A 17,587-nucleotide genomic window follows, 5' to 3' on the forward strand; every position below is an offset into this window, starting at 1 on the left:
GCATTACCCGAAGCGGTCAGCGCGGCTGCTTCACCGGCAGCACCACGCGGAAGCGCGAGCCCACGCCCGGGGTGCTGTCCAGGTCGATCCGGCCATGGTGCTTGTTGATGATGCTGTAGGAGATCGACAGGCCCAGGCCCGTGCCACTGCCCACCGGCTTGGTGGTAAAGAACGGATCGAAGATGCGTTGGCGCAGTTCCGGCGAGATGCCACCGCCGGTGTCCTCGAATTCGACCCACACCTGGTCGCCATCGACGCCGGTGCGCACGGTGATCGTGCCGCGCTCGGCGATGGCATGGCCCGCGTTGAGCAGCAGGTTCATGTAGACCTGGTTCAACTCCGATGGCAGGCATTCCACCAGCGGCAGTTGGCCGAACTCGCGTACCAGGGTGACCTTGTACTTGAGCTCGTTCCAGATGATGTTGATGGTCGATTCCAGGCCCGCGTGCAGGTCGACCAGCTTCCACGACTCGTCACGCCCGGAATACGAGAAGTCTTTCAGATCACGCACGATGCGCGTCACCCGTTCGATGCCTTCGCGCGATTCGGCCATCAGCTGCGGCAGGTCGCGGCTGATGAAATCGATGTCCAGGCGGTCACGGATGTCATCGATCTCCGGGATCAGCGCCTTCGGGTCCGGCGCACGCAACGCGCGTTCGTAGGCTTCGATCACGGTGAACAGGCTGCGCAGGTACTCCTGCAGGCTGCCCAGATTTGAGTGCACGTAGCCGATCGGATTATTGATCTCGTGCGCGACGCCGGCAGCAAGCTGGCCGATCGAGGCCATCTTCTCCGATTGCAGCAGTTTCTCCTGGGTGCCGTTGAGCCGCAGGTAGGCCTGGCGCAGCTCGGCGTGGCGCTGCTGCAGTTCTCGCTCGTAGTCTTCCTGTCCTTCGATATGACGGAACAAGGCCAGGAAGTGCCCCTGCCCCACCGGGCCGTGGTGATACAGGTGGGCGATGACCACGCCCTCGCCCAGCGGCAGGCTGCCGTTCCAGTGACCATGCTGGCGCGCGTGTTCCAGTGCATCGGGGGGCAGCAGCTCGCGAAGCCGCTGCGGGGGCGGCAATGCACCATCCTCACCGCTTGCCAACAGGTTCTGCGCGGCTGGATTGGCCAGCGCAACCTGCCCGTCTTCGGTGAACAGCAGCAGCCCTTCGCGCAGGCGCTCAAGCAGGGCCTGCAGTACCGGCTGTGGCGGAAGGGGGGCGGTAACCAGGGCGTTGGCAGCGGACACGGCGACTCGGGGGCATTCGAACAGACGCCCAATATACGCGCTCGTGCAGCGGGCTTCAGCCCGCGTGATGGGGTTGTTCGAGCGCCGCCTCAGGCGACGGCGAGTGGGCGGCGCGCTGTGACGGTGTGCGCCTGCCCCTTGGCATCGTAGGCCGAGGCATCTTCGGTGCGCCCGAGCTGGCGCAGGGCCCAGTTGACCTCGCGGCGCCGGCGCGACAGCAGCACGCCGTTGGCGCGGTTGCGTTCGGCCAGTTCCTGCAGCTGCTCGCCTTCCCCGACCGGCGGCGCGCCTTCCAGCGCACGCAGCGCTTCCAGCTTGGCGCCGGTGGCCCGGATCAGGGCGTGCACGTCGTGCTCGACCAGGGCCTGGCGTTCAACGTCCAGGGCCTGGGCAAGACGCTGCAGCGGCTCGCTCATCGCCGCAGTCATCCGTGCAGCTGCTGGTCCAGCTCGAGCATGCGCGATGCGATCGCGTCCGGATTGATCTTGTAGGTGCCGTTCTGCAGCGCCTCGCGCACGGCGGCCACGCGCTGGGCGTCGATTGCCGGGGCGGTGGTCAGCTCACGCTCGATTGCCTGCAGATTGGTGGCCTCGCCGGTCAGGCGCAGGCTGTCGGCCGCCTCGACCGGGCGTGCCGCCGCATCGGTGCTTACACCGGGCTTGTTGGCCGGGGTCGTCACGCTGCGCAGGGCCTGGGGGACCTGCAGGTTGCCGTCGATTTTCTGGCTCATGGGGTGTCCTGGAGTTGCCGTTCACATGGGATAACGGCCGCAGGGCCGTGATCTTTAGGGATATTCTGCGGTAATTCAACGCGCCACGATTACGTCACCGGCGGCGTCGACCGTGCCCTGCACGATCCGCCGCGAGGACAGGTTCTCGACCGAGACCCGCTCGTTCTCACCCGCGTCACCCATCGCACGGCCTGCAATACGGACCTCGACCGAGCCGCGACGCGAGACCAGCGCCACATTGTCTCCTCGCTTGATGAGACGCTGCACCACCAGATCGTTGCTCGACAGCAGGGTCCCGGCCTGCAACGGACGGCGGGCGATGCGGCCGATCGCTGCGTTGGGATCGGCCAGCACCGCACCGGCAATCCGGGCAGCGTCACGCTGGGCAGTGGTGATATCGGCGGCAGTGAGGGTTTCTCCAGTGCCGATTCCGCGGTTGAGCACCAGTACGGTCTGGTTGCGCCGCACCTTTACCGGCACGAACAGGCGCCAGCCGCCCGCATCCGGACAGCTGACTTCCACCGTGGTGTTGGCGGTGGGCTGCACCTGTAACGCCCCCCCGCACTTCGGCAGGCGCAGCGCATCGGCCACCTGGGCCTCGCCCTCGCTGCCCGCCGGCAGCGTCGACAAGGCCGCCGCGCGGATGCTTGCCACCGGCTGCCAGTCGGCGGCAGCCGCCCACGGCGAGGCCACGGCCAGCGCGATGGCGAATAGAGATGTGACCCGGCACATGGCGCCTCCTGTCGATGGAATCTGGCCCTGGTGCGTGCAAGGGGTGTGCCAGAGCGCCGGGACCCGTTGATCGGATCCGGGATGGGGACGCGACCGGATGGGTAGAGTCGACTGTCAGTCGACTTTCGCGCGAAGCGCGGGGTTTCCCGTGATCGCATCGAAGAGCGGTCGACTGGCAGTCGACTCTACAAACGCGGTGCGGACCGCGCAGGCGGCAGAGCGCCCTCAAGTTTGGCGCCCACCCCGCCGATACAGCAGCCATGTCCCATGACCTGCTCAACCGGATCGACCAGCGAACCCGACTGGCCGGCCACAACCGCCTGGCGCTGCTGCTGTTCCGTCTCGGCGGACGTCAGCTTTTTGGCGTCAATGTCTTCAAGGTGCAGGAAGTCCTGCGGCGCCCGGAGCTGTTCCAGGTGCCCGGGTTGCCCAGCCAGTTTGCCGGCGTGGCCGACGTACGCGGCCGCTCGGTGCCGGTGCTCGACCTGGGCCTGGCCATCGGCCACCCCGAGCGTGAGCCTGACGCGGACACCTCGCCTGGCTACCTGGTCGTCACCGAATTCAACCGTTCGATCCAGGGCTTCCTGGTCAGCGGCGTGGAGCGCATCGTCAACATCGCGGTGGAAGACATCCACCCGCCGCCGGAACTGGGTGCCGAATCGAGCTACCTGACGGCGGTGACCCGCTTCCAGGGTGAGCTGATCCAGGTGATCGACGTTGAAAGCGTGCTGGCCGATATCGCCCAGGTACGCGGTGATGCCGTACTCGATCCAGCAATGGCAATGCCTGCCGATGGCCCGCAGCTGCAGGTGCTGGTGGTGGACGATTCGCGCGTGGCCCGCCAGCAGATCCGCAGCGTGCTGGACCAGCTGGGCGTTGGCGCCACCCTGCTTTCCGATGGCAAGCAGGCGCTGGACCATCTGCTGCAGATCCACGCCTCGGGCGAGAACCCGGCCGAGCGCTATGCCATGGTCATCTCGGACATCGAAATGCCGGCCATGGACGGCTATACGCTGACGACGGAAATCCGGCGCCACCCTGGCCTTGCCGGCCTGTACGTGCTGCTGCATACCTCGCTGTCGGGCGTATTCAACAATGCGATGGTCGAGCGCGTCGGCGCCAATGCCTTCGTCGCCAAGTACTCGCCGCACGAGCTGGCTGACTTCGTGCTGGACCGCCTGCGCAAGGTCGCGATGGCGGCGTAAGGCCGCGTCACGGGTCTCCGCCGGGCATGGCCCCGGGCGCTACCACAACCTCCCCGACCCCTGGGGTAGCGCCGGGCCATGCCCGGCGGACGCGATGTCGCGCGTGCTTTGGCACATCCCTTGCAGCTTCCCGGGCAACGTTCCCGTGGGAGTGCACCGTGCGCAACCTGATTACCGACTATCTGGGCGTCCATGCCCAGGCCATGCCGTTGCGCGAACAGCGGATGAAGCTGATCGCCAGCAACCTCGGCAATGCCGATACTCCCGGCTACAAGGCCCAGGACCTGGACTTCGATGCCGCCCTGCGCCACGCCCAGGGGCAGGATGCCAACGGCCTGATGGCCACCACCCATGAGCAGCACTACGAAATCAGTAGCGGCCTGAACCCGTTCCAGATCGCGCGCGAAGGCGTGCAACCCAGCCTGGACGGCAACACCGTCGATCCCGATGCCGAGCGTGCCGCCTATGGCCGCGCCGCTCTTGAGTACCGCGCCTCGCTCAGCTTCGTCGAGAGCAAGGTGCGTTCCATGCTGACCGCGATCACGGGGCAATAAGCCATGAGCAACCTGCCGATCTTCGATATCGCCGGTTCCGCGCTGCAGGCGCAGTCGGTGCGCATGAGCACCATCGCCTCCAACCTCTCCAACGCCGACACCGTCGCCGGTTCCGCCGACGCCGTGTACAAGCCGCTGGAACCGATCTTCCAGGCTGTCACCAGCAAGAACGATCCGAACATCACCTCGGTGAAGGTGAAGGAGATCACCCAGAGCGATGCGGCGCCGATCAAGCGCTACGAGCCGGGCCACCCGCTGGCAGACGCCGATGGCTACATCTACCAGCCCGACGTCGACCCGGTGGCGCAGATGGTCAACCTGATCTCGACCTCGCGCAACTACCAAGCCGGCGTGGAGATGCTGACCACCGCCAAGGAACTGGCCCTGGCCACCCTGACCATGGGCCGCTGAGGCCCGCAGTACCGGATACCGCCATGACCACCGCCGTCAACAACCAGACCAACCAGGACGTCTATACCGCACTTGGTCTGAACGCCCCGAACAGCAACGCCACCAAGAAGAAGAACACGCTGGACCAGGCCGATTTCCTGCGCCTGATGACCGAGCAGCTGCAGCACCAGGACCCGCTGAAGCCGATGGACAACACCCAGATGGTCGCGCAGATGGCGCAGATGTCCACCGTGCAGGGCATCACCGATCTGAACAAGACGGTGAAGGGCTTCCAGGAGTCGATGGCCAGCGACCAGGTGCTGCGTGGCGCGGCACTGGTCGGCCACCAGGTGCTGGTGCCGTCGGAAAAGCTGGTACTGGAGAAGGAAGGCAGCGTCGAAGGCACGGTGGCCGCGCCCTCGGCCGGCATCATCACCGTGGACATCACCGATGCCAACGGCGCCAAGGTCACCTCGCTGAGCGTGGAAGCCACTGCCGCCGGCGAGACCGCCTTCCAGTGGGACGGCAAGGACGCCAACGGCAAACGCATGGAGCCGGGCAAGTACTCCATCGTCGCCAACCATGTCGATACCGCCGGCAAGAGCACCAAGCTGTCCACCTACGTGCAGGCGCCGGTGGAAAGCGTGACCGTCGGTTCCGACGGCCTGTACCTGAACCTCAAGGGCCTGGGCACGGCCCCGATCGACTACGTGCTCCGCGTCAGCTGAGCCGCACATCCCGCATCAACCAGGAGCATCCCATGGGCTTCAATGTCTCGCTGTCCGGCATCAATGCCGCCAACACCGACCTGAGCGTCACCGCCAACAACGTCGCCAACGTCAACACCACCGGCTTCAAGCAGTCGCGCGCCGAGTTCGCCGATCTGTTCGCCTCCACCAGCTATGGCCTGTCGAAGAACCAGACCGGCTCGGGTGTGCGCGTTTCCAACGTCGCCCAGCAGTTCATCCAGGGCCACAACGAGCAGACCGGGCGCAGCCTGGACATGGCCATTTCCGGTGAGGGCTTCTTCACCATGAACATGAACGGTGCGCGGGTGTATTCGCGTGCCGGCAACTTCCAGACCGATTCGGCGGGCTACGTGGTCAATCCGCAGGGTGCGCGCCTGCAGGTGTTCGCACCGAATGCCGATGGCACCAACTTCGACGCCGGCCGCCTGGTCGACCTGCAGCTGCTGACCACCGACAGCCCGCCGAAGCAGACCAGCGAAGTGAAGGTCGGCTTCACCCTGCCGGCCAACGCCAAGCAGCCGACGGTGGCCACCTTCGACCCGGCCGATTCCAACAGCTACAACCATTCCAGCGGCGGCATCACCGTGTACGACTCGCTGGGCGTGAGCCACATCCAGGTCTCGTACTTCGTCAAGGGAGCCAACCCCAACGAATGGACCGTGCACAACTATGTCGATGGCCAGCCCGCTGGCACCCCGACCGCGGTCACCTTCGACAACAGCGGCAAGCTGACCGCCCCGGCCAACGGCAAGGTCGGCCTCGGCACGTTCACCCCCACCACCGGCGCCGGCCAGCTGAACATGACGCTGGATATCAACGGCTCGACCCAGTACGGCGAGAAGTTCGCGCTGCGCAACACCCAGCAGGACGGTTATGCCGCCGGCAAGCTCAATGAAATCACCGTGTCCGAATCCGGCGTGGTCTACGCCCGCTATTCCAACGGCGACGACAAGCCGCTGGGCCAGGTGGCGCTGACGACCTTCAACAACACGCAGGGCCTGGAATCGAAGGGCAACAACCTGTGGGTCGAGACCTTCGAGTCGGGCACGCCGCGCACCGGCATGCCCGATACCTCCAACCTCGGCAAGATCCAGGCAGGTTCGCTGGAAGCGTCCACCGTCGACCTCACCGAGCAGCTGGTCAACATGATCACCGCGCAGCGCAACTTCCAGGCCAACGCACAGATGATCACCACCCAGGACCAGATCACCCAGACGGTCATCAACATCCGTTGATGACCCGCTGACCCTGTCACGGAACTCCCCGCATGGATAAAGCCCTTTACGTGGCGATGACCGGTGCCCGCGCCTCCCTGCAGGCGCAGGGAACGCTCAGCCACAATCTCGCCAACTCGGACACCCCCGGCTTCAAGGAAGCGCTGGCCAACACCGAAGCCTTCCCGATCCGCGGCCCCGGCTTTGCCTCGCGGGTGGATGCGCTGCACGTCGACGCTGGCTTCAACCGCACGCCCGGCGCGCAGCACATCACCGGCAAACCGCTGGACCTGGCGCTGCAGAGCGGCACCTGGCTGGCGGTGCAGGCCAGCGATGGCAGCGAGGCGTATACGCGCGGCGCGGCCTTGTCGGTCACCCCCAATGGCCAGCTGGTGACCTCCGGCGGCCGCACGGTACTGGATGACAACAACAACCCGATCGCCATTCCGCCCTACCAGGCGATGGAGATCGGTGCCGACGGCACGATCTCGATCATCCCGCAGGGTGAAGGCCCGCAGACCATGGCGCAGATCGGCCGGATCAAGGTGGTGCAGGCACCGGACGAGCGCCTCGAGCGCGGCCTGGATGGCCTGTTCCGCAATACCGACCCGCAACAGCCGTTCGCACCGGCACAGGGCACCGCAGTGCACAGCGGCCAGCTGGAAGGCAGCAATGTCGATGCGGCCGGAGCACTGGTGCAGATGATCCAGCTGCAGCGCCAGTACGAAATGCAGGTGCAGGTGATCAAACACGGCGACGAAAACGCGCGCAGCGCCAACAGCATGCTGCGCCTGGGCAGTTGACGGAATTCCGGCGCCGGCTGATGCCGGCGCTGGCACACCGCTTGCACACCCGCATACAAGGGCCGCACCACGCGGCCGGTTTCACCAGACAGGACATCGAAGATGAACCAGGCATTGTGGATCGCGAAAACCGGACTGGATGCGCAGCAGATGCGCATGTCGGTGGTTTCCAACAACCTCGCCAACACCAACACCACCGGCTTCAAGCAGGACCGTGCCAGCTTCGAGGACCTGCTGTACCAGCAGGTGCGCCAGCCGGGCGGCTCTTCGTCGGCGCAGACGCAGCTGCCGACCGGCCTGCAGCTGGGCACCGGCGTGCGCGTGGTAGCAACCGCCAAGAACTTCGAACAGGGTGGCCAGCAGCAGACCGGTCGCGCCCTGGATGTGATGGTCAACGGCCGCGGCTTCTTCGAAGTGCAGATGCCCGACGGCAGCTCGGCCTACACCCGTGATGGCTCGTTCAAGATCAATCAGGACAGCGAGCTGGTCACCAACAGCGGCTACCCGGTGCAACCGGGCATCCAGATTCCCGAGGGCGCGCAGTCGGTCACCATCGGCAGCGACGGCACCATCAGCGTGAAGATGGCCGACAACGCCGCGTCGGTGGAAGTCGGTGCGCTGACCCTGACCGACTTCGTCAATCCGGCCGGCCTGCAGGCGCGCGGCGAGAACCTGTTCCTGGAAACCACGGCCTCGGGCCCGGCCCAGAACGGTAATCCCGGCCTGAACGGCCTCGGCACCGTGGTGCAGGGGGCGCTGGAAGGCAGCAACGTCAATGTGGTGGAAGAGCTGGTGTCGATGATCGAAACCCAGCGCGCCTACGAAATGAATGCCAAGGCGATCTCCACCACCGACTCGATGCTCGGCTATCTCAACAACAAGATCTGACCGGCCCAACCGGGAAACCGCCATGTCGCCCATTTCCAACTTTGCCCGCACTGCCCTCGCCTGCACCGTGGCCGCCCTGCTCGGTGGCTGCGTGATCGCGGGCGACGTGCGCCCCTACCCGGCGATGGCGCCGATCCAGCCGATCATGCCGCCGCAGGCCGCGCCCACCGCCGGGGCGATCTATGCCGCCGGCCCGACCCTGCAGCTGTATTCAGACCGCCGCGCACGCGATGTCGGCGACCTGCTGACCATCACCCTGCTGGAAAGCACCACCGCGCAGACCAGTGCAAACACCGCCACCAACAAGGAGTCCAACCTGAGCCTGGGCAGCCCGAGCATCTTTGGCGCGCCGGTCACCCTGGGCGGCAAGGACATCCTCGGCGCCAGTGCGGAAGGCAAGCGTGATTTCACCGGCAAGGGCAACAGCGCGCAGAGCAACCGCCTGCAGGGCAGCGTTACGGTCACCGTGATCCAGCGCCTGCCCAACGGCAACCTGGTGGTGCAGGGGCAGAAGAACCTGCGGCTCAACCAGGGCGATGAACTGGTGCAGGTGCAGGGCATCGTGCGCCCTGGCGACATCAGCCAGGACAACACCATTCCCTCCAGCCGCGTAGCCGAGGCCCGCATCGTCTACGGCGGCCGCGGACCGGTCGCGCAGTCCAACGCGATGGGCTGGCTGAGCCGCTTCTTCAATTCCGGCCTGACGCCGTTCTGAGTATGGCCATGAAACTCCTCCCCTCTTCTTCCTGGCAGCGCCGCGTGGCGTCGTTCGTCGCGCTGATGCTGATGGTCGTGGCAGCCCCGGCCAGCGCCGAGCGCATCAAGGACCTGGCCCAGGTCGGCGGCGTGCGTGGCAATGCCCTGGTGGGCTACGGCCTGGTGGTCGGCCTGGATGGCAGCGGCGACCGCACCAGCCAGGCGCCCTTTACCGTGCAGAGCCTGAAGAACCTGCTCGGCGAGCTGGGCGTGAACGTGCCGCCGAACGTCAACCCGCAGCTGAAGAACGTGGCCGCCGTTGCGATCCATGCCGAGCTGCCGCCGTTCGCCAAGCCCGGCCAGCCGATCGACATCACGGTGTCCTCGATCGGCAACGCGGTGTCGCTGCGCGGCGGCTCGCTGCTGATGGCCCCGCTGCGCGGGGCCGACGGGCAGATCTACGCCATCGCCCAGGGCAACCTGATCGTGGGTGGCTTCGGTGCGCAGGGCAAGGATGGTTCCCGTGTCTCGGTGAACGTGCCCAGCGTCGGTCGTATCCCCAACGGCGCCACCGTGGAGCGTGCCCTGCCCGATCCGCTGGCCAACGGCGGCGACATCACCTTGAACCTGCACAACAACGATTTCACCACGGTCTCGCGCATGGTCGCCGCGCTCAACAACGCCTTCGGCGAAGGTGCGGCACGCGCGATCGATGGCGTGACCGTCGCGGTCACCGCGCCGACCGACCCGGGCGCACGCGTCGGCCTGCTGGCGCGCATCGAGAACCTGGAACTGACCCCGGGCAGCGCCCCGGCCAAGGTGGTGGTCAATTCGCGCACCGGCACCGTGGTCATCGGCCAGCAGGTGCGCGTGGGACCCGCGGCGATCTCGCACGGTTCGCTGACCGTGACCATCCAGGAAAACACCAACGTCAGCCAGCCCAATGCCCTGTCCGGCGGTCGCACCGTGGCCAGCCCGCAGTCCACCATCACCGCCACCAACGACGGCAGCCGCATGTTCAAGTTCAGCGGCGGCACCACCCTGGACGAGATCGTGCATGCGGTGAACGCCGTAGGTGCGGCACCGGGCGACCTGATCGCGATCCTGGAAGCCCTGAAGCAGGCCGGCGCATTGAGTGCCGAGCTCGAGGTGATCTGACATGCGCATCAATCCCGCATTCGACCTGCACCCGGCGCAACAGGACGATCCGGCAAGGATCGACAAGGTGGCGCGCCAGCTGGAAGGCCAGTTCGCGCAGATGCTGGTCAAGAGCATGCGTGACGCCAGCTTCGGCGACTCGCTGTTTCCCGGCGAGAACAAGATGTTCCGCGAGATGTACGACCAGAAGATTGCCGAGGCGATGACCCGCGGCAAAGGCCTGGGCCTGTCCAGCATGATCAGCCGGCAGCTGTCCGGCCAGGCCGCCGATGGCCCGGCGCTGGATACCCGCGTGGATCCGGCCAAGGCCAGCCGTGCTTACCAGCTCAATGCACCGGCCAGGCCGGCACCGTCGCTGCCACTGGAAGACGGCAGCCAGGCGGTGCGCCTGCTGCAGCAGATGGCCGCCGGTGCGCAGCACGGTGCGCAGGCGGCAGTGGCGCCGATGGAGCAGGCCCTGGATCTGATCGCCGGGCGCGAGAGCAGCAGCATGCACCGCTCGCTGGGCACCAACGATCCGTACATCGGCAGCCTGCAGGGCGAGGACTGGGCCGCCAACAGCGACCAGTGGTCGGCCACCGCCAGCAACCGCGGCACCGCGATCAGCCCGGCCGATGCGATGGCGACCCGCACCGCTGTCGCCCAGCTCGGCGAGCACACCCCGGAAGGCTTCGTCGCCAGCATCTGGCAGCACGCGCAGCGTGCGGCCAAGGAACTGGGCGTGGATGCCCGCGCCCTGGTCGCCCAGGCGGCGCTGGAAACCGGCTGGGGCAAGCGCCACATCAAGCATGCCGACGGCAGCACTTCGCACAACCTGTTCGGCATCAAGGCCAATGGCTGGAACGGCCAGCGCGCCGTAGCCGGCACCCATGAATATGTCGATGGCGTGCGCCGCAACGAGACCGCCAGCTTCCGCGCCTACAGTTCGCCGGCCGAGAGCTTTGCCGACTACGTGCGCCTGCTGAAGACCAGCCCGCGCTACCAGCAGGCCCTGCAGGCCGGCACCGACGTGCAGGGCTTCGCCCGTGGCCTGCAGCGCGCCGGCTATGCCACCGACCCGCGCTACGCGGCCAAGATCGCCGCGATCGCCGGCGGACCGACCATCGAGCGCGCCGTCAGCGCCGTGGCCGATGCCGGCTCGCGCCTCGGCCAGACCTTCGCCAGCACCGCAACCGCGGCGCTGGGTATCACCCGTCGTTGAGGAACCCCATGTCCAGCGTACTTTCCACCGGTACCGGTGCCCTGCTCGCCTTCCAGCGTGCGTTGGCGACCACCAGCCACAACGTGGCCAACCTCAATACGCCCGGCTACAGCCGGCAGAAGGTCAACTTCGCCACCGGCGATCCGCAGAACTATGGCTACGGCACGGTCGGCAACGGTACCCGCATCACCGACATCCGCCGCACCGCCGACCAGCTGGCCATCTCGCGCCTGCTCGACAGCAGCGGTGAACTGGCGCGCCTGAAACAGCTTTCGGGCATGGCCGACCGGGTCAACGCGCTGTTCTCTGATGCGGCCACGAATGTCTCTGGTGTGTGGTCGAACTTCTTCGACTCGGTCAGTGGCCTGTCCTCCAATGCCTCCGGCACGGCCGATCGCCAGAACATGCTCGATGGCGGCAAGGCCCTGGCCAACCGCTTTGTGCAGCTCAACACCCACCTGAACAACCTCAACAGCGAGGTCAACAACGGCCTGCTGGCCGGTGCCACCGAGGTCAACCGCCTGGCGCAGGAGATCGCGCAGATCAACGGTGCGATCGGCACCAACATCGCCACCGCCGCGCCGGACCTGCTTGATCGCCGCGACCAGCTGATCACCCAGCTGATCGGCTACACCGGCGGCACCGCGGTGATCCAGGACGGCGGCATCATGAATGTCTACACCGCCGGCGGCAACGCGCTGGTGGTGGGCACCACCGCGACCAAGGTCACCACCGTGGCCGACCCGTACCAGCCCGAGCGCCTGCAGCTGGCCCTGGAAACGCAGGGCAACACCATCCGCCTCGACCCGAAGGCAGTAGGCGGCCAGATCGGCGGCCTGATGGAGTTCCGCGACACCGTGCTGACCCCGGCCCAGGCCGAACTGGGCAAGTTGGCTGTCGGCCTGGCCGAGGCCTTCAACCAGGCCCACCACCAGGGCGTGGACATGTATGGCCAGCTCGGAGGCGACTTCTTCAACATCGGCAACCCGCGCGTCACCGCCAACAACGCCAACACCGGCACCGCCAGCCTCAGCGCCACCTATGGCGACCTGGGCAAGCTGGACGCGCAGAACGTGGTGCTGCAGTTCGATGGCAGCAACTGGAAGGCCAGCCGGGCCGACACCGGCGCCAGCGTTCCGCTGGCCGGCACCGGCACCGCCGCCGATCCGCTGGTGATCAACGGCGTCACGCTGGTCGTGGGCGGCACCCCCGCTGCCAACGACCGATTCCTGCTGCAGCCCACCGCAGGCGTCGCCGGCAGCATGGAGATCGCCATCACCGATCCGTCCCGGATTGCAGCCGCTGCCGCGGTAAAGGGCGCCGCCGCGACGGCCAACACGGGCACCGGCAAGCTGAGTGGCGTGACCGTGACCGATTCGAGCAACGCCAACCTGCGCAATCCGGCCGCGATCGTGTTCACCTCGGCCACCACCTACACCATCGATGGTGGCCCGCCGCAGACCTACACGCCCGGCCAGACCATCAGCGCCAATGGCTGGAGCTTCGTGCTGGACGGTGCGCCGAAGGTCGGCGACACCTTCAACATCACCCCGACGCCGGCCGGCTCCTCCGACAACAGCAACGCCTCCAGGCTGGCCAAGGTCGAGAGCGCCAAGGCGTTCAACGCCGGCACGGTGACGCTGAACGGCGCGCTGGGCGGCCTGACCACCCAGGTCGGTGCCGCGGCCCGTTCTGCCGAGTACTCGCTGGACGCCCAGCTGGTGATCAACGACAAGGCGCAGGAAGCGCGCGATGAAGTGTCCGGCGTCAACCTGGACGAGGAGGCCGCCGACATGCTGCGCCTGCAGCAGGCCTACCAGGCAGCCTCGCAGCTGATCTCCACCGCTGACAGCATGTTCCAGACCATCCTGGGAGCCGTCCGCCGATGAGCAGCCGCATCTCCACCAGCATGATGTACAACCAGTCGGTGTCGCTGATGATGGCCAAGCAGGCCAAGCTCAGCCACCTGGAGCAGCAGATCGCCACCGGCAGCAAGATCGTCACCGCCAAGGACGATCCGGTCGGCGCCGGCGCTGCGGTCGGACTGGACCGCAGCCTGGCCGCACTGGACCGCATGAAGCTCAACGCCGGCAACGTGCAGAACCGCCTGGGTGTGCAGGAAAACACCCTGGCACAGGTCAACGATCTGATGGGGCGGGTCAACGACCTGACCATCCAGGCCAGCAACCCCGCGTTGAGCGCGGCCGACAAGAAAACGCTGATCACCGAGCTGAACCAGATCCGCGACGGCCTGCTGTCGCTGGCCAACGCCGAGGACGGCACCGGCCGCTATGTATTCGGCGGCACCAACGATGGTGATCCTCCGTTCGCCAAGATCGACGGCAAGGTGGTCTACCGCGGTGACCAGACCCAGCGCCAGATCGAGGTTGGCCCCGACACCTACGTCCGCGATGCCCTGCCGGGCAGCGAGATCTTCATGCGCATCCCCACCGGCGATGGCTTCGTCGATGGCGGCGCCGCGGCCGGCAACACCGGCAACGGCGTGCTGACCAACATCACCCGCGATGGCAGCGACAGCTGGAACGGCCAGAGCTTCAGCGTCCGCTTCACCGCCGCCAACCAGTACGAAGTGCTGGATGGTGCCGGCAATGTGACCGGCACCGGCACCTACAAGGCCGGTGATGATCTGGAAGTGAACGGCGTACGCCTGCAGATCACCGGTGCGCCTGCCGCAGGCGACAGCTTCAACGTGAAGCCGGCGAGCAGCCGCGACATCTTCGACACCATGGACAAGCTGATCACCGCGCTGGACGCCGACACCGGCACGACCGCGAAGATGAGCGCACAGCAGAACGAACTGCAGAGCGCGCTGCGCGACGTGGCCCGCGCATCGGAACGGATGATCGATTCACGAGCGGCCGGTGGCGCACAGTTGAAGGCGCTGGACAATGCCGCCGACATGCGCGAAGCCAACAGCGTGACGCTGAAAACCACGCTGTCGCAGATGCGCGACCTGGACTACGCCGATGCGCTGAGCCAGTACCAGTTGCAGAGCACCGCGCTGCAGGCGGCACAGACAATCTTCTCGCAGATGCAGTCGATGTCGTTGTTCAACAAGATCGGCTGACAGCTCTCTCACCTCAGCACTGAAAGGCCGCGATGCCCCGCATCGCGGCCTTTTTCGTTACTGCGGCCCGTTGCCGCCGGGCGCGCCGGCCTACCTTCCGCGGATTTTCCGTGATTGCCCATCAAGCCCGGCTGGCCCCCGCCGATACCTTCATCAGCGCTGGCTGGGCTTGCCCAGCCGCCCCTTCCAGGGTCGCCTTCACGCCCCTCCAGGGCTGGCAAACCCCGGGAAAACAGCCTCCGGCAACGAATTACGGCTTCAGCGGAATTCACGGCTAAAGGTTGTTGACAAAGCGCCGTTATTCATTTGGCAACAACGAAGCACACAGCCACACAAAAAAACAGGCGGCGCTTCGTTTCATTCACCAACGGGTTCCATATAAGAGGAGACGACCCCATGGCACAGGTAATCAACACCAATACGATGTCGCTCAACGCTCAGCGCAACCTGAGCACCAGCGGCAACTCGCTGGCCACCACCATCCAGCGCCTCTCGTCCGGCCTGCGCATCAACAGCGCGAAGGACGACGCCGCCGGCCTGGCGATCTCGGAGCGCTTCAGCACCCAGATCCGCGGCCTGGACGTGGCCATCCGCAATGCCAACGACGGCATCTCGCTGGCCCAGGTCGCCGAAGGCTCGCTGAGCGAAGTCGGCAACAACCTGCAGCGCATCCGCGAACTGGCCGTGCAGGCCTCCAATGCCACCAACTCCAGCAGCGACCGCAAGGCCCTGCAGGCCGAAGTGACCCAGCTGGTCAGCGAAATCGATCGCGTCGCCAAGCAGAGCGACTTCAACGGCACCAAGCTGCTGGACGGCTCGTTCACCAGCCAGCTGTTCCAGGTCGGCGCCAATGCAGGCCAGGCCATTGCGATCAACAGCGTGGTGGATGCAAAGGCTGAATCGCTGGGTGCCACCACCTTCGTCGATGCCGGCAGCGCCGCCCTTGCTGACGCAACCGTCGATACCGCGGCCGGCAAGCTGGCCAACATCACGGTTGGTGGCGTCAGCATCGGCGACGTCACGTTCGACTACACCACCCCGCCGGGCGCACCGGCCACCCCGGCCGAGATCGCTGCGGTGCGCAAGGTCAATCAGGACAACGCCACCAAGGCATTGGCTGCCGCCCTGAACGGCAAGATCGGCGAAACCGGCCTGCACGCTGCGCAGTCCACCACCCCCGGCGAAGTCACCCTGACCTCGGTCAAGGCCGACAACACCGTGGCTGGTGTCACCGTGAAAATTGGGCCGACCGCGACCGCAACCGCCCTGAACGCCCCCGCCGCCGGCACCACCGCCTCTCACGTAGCAGATATCAAGATCGACACCGTTGCCGGCGCACAGCAGGCACTGGAAGTTGTCGACAAGGCTCTGGAATCGGTCAACAGCGTGCGCGCCGACCTCGGCGCGATCCAGAACCGCTTCACCTCGGTGGTGGCCAACCTGCAGACCTCCTCGGAGAACCTGTCGGCATCGCGCAGCCGCATCCGCGATACCGATTTCGCCAAGGAAACCGCCGAACTGACCCGCACCCAGATCCTGCAGCAGGCCGGTACGGCCATGCTGGCCCAGGCCAACCAGGTACCGCAGAACGTGCTCAGCCTGTTGCAGCGCTGACATGAGCCGCCCCCGGGGCACGTCGGGGGCGTCTAACCCAACTCACGTGCAACCGCTCAAGGACCTCTCCTCATGGCACAAGTCATCAACACCAACACGATGTCGTTGAATGCTCAGCGTAACCTGAGCACCAGCGGCAGCTCGCTGGCCACCACCATCCAGCGCCTGTCCTCCGGTTCGCGCATCAACAGCGCCAAGGACGACGCCGCTGGCCTGGCGATCTCCGAGCGCTTCGGCACGCAGATCCGCGGTACCGACGTCGCCATCCGCAATGCCAACGACGGCATTTCGCTGGCCCAGGTCGCCGAAGGTTCGCTGACCGAGATCGGCAACAACCTGCAGCGTATCCGTGAACTGGCCGTGCAGTCGTCGAACGCCACCAACTCTGCCAGCGACCGCAAGGCTCTGCAGGCCGAAGTGACCCAGCTGAAGTCGGAAATCGATCGCGTTGCCAAGCAGTCCGAGTTCAATGGCACCAAGCTGCTGGACGGCTCGTTCTCCAGCCAGCTGTTCCAGGTGGGCGCCAACGCTGGTCAGGCCATCGCTATCGACAAGGTGGTTGACGCAAAAGCCGACGCACTCGGAAATGCTGCATTTGACGACCGTACGTTGGCCATCACTGCGACCGGCATTGCCGCGGCCGACAAGGGGAAGACCATCTCCTATGACGGCCTGACCATTGGTGGCGGCGGCTTGGCAGCTGGCATCAAGATTGACAAGGTCGAAGTGACTTCGACGGGCGTTATTGCAGAGGACCAGAAAGCATTGGTTGCTGCCGTCACCACCGCTATCAATGCCAAGATCGGTGAGGCGGGAATCTACGCAGAAGTTGGCGCCAACGCCGGCGAAATCACGCTCACCTCCGTCAAGGAGAGCATCGATTCCTCGGGCAACTTCGCAGGCATGACTGTCAGCGCTGGCACCGGCACGCTTACCGGTGCCGCAGGCACCGTCGCCATCGGCAGCGTTGCGCTTACTGCCGGCCCAGCTAAGGCAGGGAAGATGCTCTCCGATGTCAACATCGATAGCGTCAAGGGAGCTCAACAGGCTCTAGAAGTCGTAGACAAGGCCCTCGGTGCCATCAACAGCACCCGCGCAGACCTGGGCGCGATCCAGAACCGCTTCACCTCGGTCGTCGCCAACCTGCAGACCTCGACGGAAAACCTGTCGGCCTCGCGTAGCCGCATCAAGGATACCGATTTCGCCAAGGAAACCGCCGAACTGACCCGCACCCAGATCCTGCAGCAGGCCGGTACGGCCATGCTGGCCCAGGCCAACCAGGTGCCGCAGGGCGTGCTCAGCCTGCTGCGCTGATCTGCACCTTGATC

Annotated in this window: 18 protein-coding genes; 14 read left to right on the forward strand and 4 right to left on the reverse strand. The window is 66.1% G+C overall.

Features of this window, described 5'->3' with window-relative positions; all coding sequences use genetic code 11:
- Positions 1-16: 16 nt before the first annotated feature.
- From ROV95_RS14090 to flgA, 4 genes are all read right to left on the reverse strand, one after another.
- Positions 17-1,237, reverse strand: coding sequence for an ATP-binding protein (locus ROV95_RS14090; RefSeq protein ID WP_019659625.1), 1,221 nt, complete (start codon positions 1,235-1,237; stop codon positions 17-19).
- Positions 1,238-1,326: 89 nt separating this feature from the next.
- Positions 1,327-1,665, reverse strand: coding sequence for a flagella protein (locus tag ROV95_RS14095; protein ID WP_010485882.1), 339 nt, complete (start codon positions 1,663-1,665; stop codon positions 1,327-1,329).
- Positions 1,662-1,967, reverse strand: a complete 306-nt coding sequence (flgM, locus tag ROV95_RS14100) for a flagellar biosynthesis anti-sigma factor FlgM (protein ID WP_019659624.1) — start codon at positions 1,965-1,967, stop codon at positions 1,662-1,664. The genes ROV95_RS14095 and flgM overlap by 4 nt, the downstream gene beginning before the upstream one ends.
- A gap of 75 nt (positions 1,968-2,042) precedes the next feature.
- Positions 2,043-2,699 carry a flagellar basal body P-ring formation chaperone FlgA gene (gene flgA / locus ROV95_RS14105; protein ID WP_312544939.1) on the reverse strand — a complete coding sequence of 219 codons (657 nt, stop codon included), beginning with the start codon at positions 2,697-2,699 and terminating at the stop codon, positions 2,043-2,045.
- A 260-nt stretch (positions 2,700-2,959) separates the two neighbouring features.
- Between flgA and ROV95_RS14110 the strand changes: the two genes are divergently transcribed.
- The 14 genes from ROV95_RS14110 to ROV95_RS14175 all read left to right on the forward strand — a co-directional run bounded on the left by ROV95_RS14110 (position 2,960) and on the right by ROV95_RS14175 (position 17,573).
- Positions 2,960-3,904, forward strand: coding sequence for a chemotaxis protein (locus ROV95_RS14110; protein ID WP_019659622.1), 945 nt, complete (start codon positions 2,960-2,962; stop codon positions 3,902-3,904).
- Between the two features lie 158 nt (positions 3,905-4,062).
- Positions 4,063-4,458, forward strand: a complete 396-nt coding sequence (flgB, locus tag ROV95_RS14115) for a flagellar basal body rod protein FlgB (protein WP_005409576.1) — start codon at positions 4,063-4,065, stop codon at positions 4,456-4,458.
- Between the two features lie 3 nt (positions 4,459-4,461).
- On the forward strand, positions 4,462-4,869 hold the full coding sequence (gene flgC / locus ROV95_RS14120) for a flagellar basal body rod protein FlgC (RefSeq protein ID WP_033835497.1): 408 nt from the start codon (positions 4,462-4,464) through the stop codon (positions 4,867-4,869).
- A 23-nt stretch (positions 4,870-4,892) separates the two neighbouring features.
- On the forward strand, positions 4,893-5,576 hold the full coding sequence (locus tag ROV95_RS14125; RefSeq protein WP_019659621.1) for a flagellar hook capping FlgD N-terminal domain-containing protein: 684 nt from the start codon (positions 4,893-4,895) through the stop codon (positions 5,574-5,576).
- Positions 5,577-5,608: 32 nt separating this feature from the next.
- A complete protein-coding gene (flgE, locus tag ROV95_RS14130; protein WP_312544943.1) occupies positions 5,609-6,832 on the forward strand; it encodes a flagellar hook protein FlgE in 1,224 nt (407 codons plus the stop codon).
- Between the two features lie 32 nt (positions 6,833-6,864).
- On the forward strand, positions 6,865-7,614 hold the full coding sequence (locus tag ROV95_RS14135) for a flagellar basal body rod protein FlgF (RefSeq protein WP_019659619.1): 750 nt from the start codon (positions 6,865-6,867) through the stop codon (positions 7,612-7,614).
- Between the two features lie 102 nt (positions 7,615-7,716).
- Positions 7,717-8,502: a flagellar basal-body rod protein FlgG gene (gene flgG / locus ROV95_RS14140; RefSeq protein ID WP_005416457.1), complete on the forward strand. Its 786-nt coding sequence runs from the start codon at positions 7,717-7,719 to the stop codon at positions 8,500-8,502.
- A gap of 22 nt (positions 8,503-8,524) precedes the next feature.
- A complete protein-coding gene (flgH, locus tag ROV95_RS14145) occupies positions 8,525-9,217 on the forward strand; it encodes a flagellar basal body L-ring protein FlgH (protein ID WP_312544944.1) in 693 nt (230 codons plus the stop codon).
- A 2-nt stretch (positions 9,218-9,219) separates the two neighbouring features.
- Complete coding sequence (locus ROV95_RS14150) at positions 9,220-10,356, forward strand: flagellar basal body P-ring protein FlgI (RefSeq protein ID WP_019659617.1); 1,137 nt, start codon at positions 9,220-9,222, stop codon at positions 10,354-10,356.
- 1 nt (position 10,357) lies between these two features.
- On the forward strand, positions 10,358-11,557 hold the full coding sequence (flgJ, locus tag ROV95_RS14155; RefSeq protein ID WP_312544947.1) for a flagellar assembly peptidoglycan hydrolase FlgJ: 1,200 nt from the start codon (positions 10,358-10,360) through the stop codon (positions 11,555-11,557).
- A gap of 8 nt (positions 11,558-11,565) precedes the next feature.
- The gene (flgK, locus tag ROV95_RS14160) at positions 11,566-13,446 is read left to right on the forward strand and encodes a flagellar hook-associated protein FlgK (RefSeq protein WP_312544948.1); all 1,881 of its coding nucleotides are present in this window, start codon (positions 11,566-11,568) and stop codon (positions 13,444-13,446) included.
- A complete protein-coding gene (gene flgL / locus ROV95_RS14165) occupies positions 13,443-14,645 on the forward strand; it encodes a flagellar hook-associated protein FlgL (protein ID WP_312544949.1) in 1,203 nt (400 codons plus the stop codon). Before flgK ends, flgL begins: the two co-directional genes overlap by 4 nt.
- A gap of 396 nt (positions 14,646-15,041) precedes the next feature.
- A complete protein-coding gene (locus ROV95_RS14170) occupies positions 15,042-16,259 on the forward strand; it encodes a flagellin (protein WP_312544950.1) in 1,218 nt (405 codons plus the stop codon).
- A gap of 72 nt (positions 16,260-16,331) precedes the next feature.
- Positions 16,332-17,573 carry a flagellin gene (locus ROV95_RS14175; RefSeq protein ID WP_180877473.1) on the forward strand — a complete coding sequence of 414 codons (1,242 nt, stop codon included), beginning with the start codon at positions 16,332-16,334 and terminating at the stop codon, positions 17,571-17,573.
- The last annotated feature ends 14 nt before the right edge of the window (positions 17,574-17,587 follow it).

This window comes from Stenotrophomonas maltophilia group sp. msm1 (assembly GCF_032025805.1).
In the GTDB taxonomy this organism is placed as follows: domain Bacteria; phylum Pseudomonadota; class Gammaproteobacteria; order Xanthomonadales; family Xanthomonadaceae; genus Stenotrophomonas; species Stenotrophomonas hibiscicola.